The 1,454-nt window shown below is 61.0% G+C and carries 1 protein-coding gene; it reads left to right on the top strand.

The window, feature by feature from the left end; all coding sequences use genetic code 11:
• The first annotated feature begins 120 nt into the window (after nucleotides 1–120).
• Entirely contained in the window at nucleotides 121–1,359 is a 1,239-nt protein-coding gene (locus tag VVR41_RS10645; protein WP_368524749.1) for an IS256 family transposase, read from the top strand.
• The last annotated feature ends 95 nt before the right edge of the window (nucleotides 1,360–1,454 follow it).

Below are 1,454 nucleotides of genomic sequence, written 5' to 3'. Positions count from 1 at the left end.
GGCAGTGTCCGTTAGCGTGGTGTATCTGTAACTGCCGGTAACCGACCCCATGGAAAACGTGGGCGACCACCGCAGTACCTTTCGAATCAACTCCTACATCTCCTCGAAAGGGAAACCACGATGGCCGCTGGCCCCTATTCTATCGACCCAACCACCTACCTCGACGAACTCCTCTCCCAAGCCTCCCCGGACCTGATGCGCGAGATGCTGCAGAAGTTCATCAACCAAATCCTGTCCACCCAAGCCGACCAGATCTGCGGCGCCGACTACGCCACCGTCAGTGATACGCGCACCAATCTTCGTAACGGCTACCGCCACCGCGACTTCGACACCAGAGTCGGCACCATCGACGTCGCCGTGCCGAAACTACGCACCGGCTCGTTCTTTCCGGACTGGCTGTTGGAACGGCGTACACGTGCCGAACGAGCCCTGACCACCGTGATCGCCACCTGTTACCTGAAAGGCGTGTCCACCCGCAGGATGAACGACCTGGTCGCCAGCCTGGGGATCACCAACCTGTCGAAGTCACAGGTGTCAGAGATGGCCACAGATCTCGATCAGATGGTGGAGGACTTCCGCACCCGGCCCCTGGATACCGGCCCGTACCTGTATGTCTCGTGTGACGCGTTGACGATGAAGGTCCGTGAAGGCGGACGCGTGGTGAAAACCTCAGTCCTGCTGGCCACCGGCGTCAACGCCGAAGGGTATCGGGAGTTGTTGGGCATGCAGGTCGCCACAAGCGAGTCCGTCGCCTCCTGGACCGGGTTTTTCCGCGACCTGAAGGCCCGGGGCCTTGACCAGGTGTATCTGGTCACCAGCGACGCTCACTTAGGGATCCAGCACGCCATCGGCGAGGTGTTGCCGAACGCGTCCTGGCAACGCTGCCGGACGCATTATGCGAAGAACCTGTCGGGGTTGGTGTCGAAGACGCAATGGCCGACGTTGTCGGCGATGTTCCAGACGATCTTCCAGCAACCCGACGCCCAGGCTGTGTGGGATCAGGCCCGGGAGGTGGTGACTTTCTGCGAGCAGAAGTTCCCGCACGTGGCAGATTACCTGGAGGAATCCCTGGACGAGCTGCTGGCGTTTACTCATGCCCCGAAAGCGGTGTGGACCAAAGTCTGGTCGAATAACCCCACCGAGCGACTGAACCGGGAGATCCGCCGGCGCACGGATGTCGTGGGGATCTTCCCTAACCGGGATGCCGTCGTCCGCTTGGTCGGCGCCGTGTTGGCGGAGCAGCACGATGACTGGATCCAGCAGAAGCGCTACATGTCGCTGACGGCCCTGGACCAGACGAAAACCATGATGAACGCCAACGTCATCGACGCCGGCGAACCCACTCAGGAGGTCGCATGAGCCGGCACCAGTATCGGGCTCGTGACGGTCCCTGAGATCGTCACACTGCCTGTTTTATCGAAAGGGCAGATACACCACTTCGGTGGACTTGACCG

It is taken from the genome of Corynebacterium sp. LK2510 (genome assembly GCF_040946405.1).
Lineage (GTDB): Bacteria > Actinomycetota > Actinomycetes > Mycobacteriales > Mycobacteriaceae > Corynebacterium.
This window is presented reverse-complemented; position numbering and strand designations above follow the sequence as displayed.

Excerpts from the sequence above, each read along its gene's own strand:
- VVR41_RS10645 (WP_368524749.1), top strand. The coding sequence starts at position 121 with ATGGCCGCTGGCCCCTATTCTATCGACCCAACCACCTACCTCGACGAA.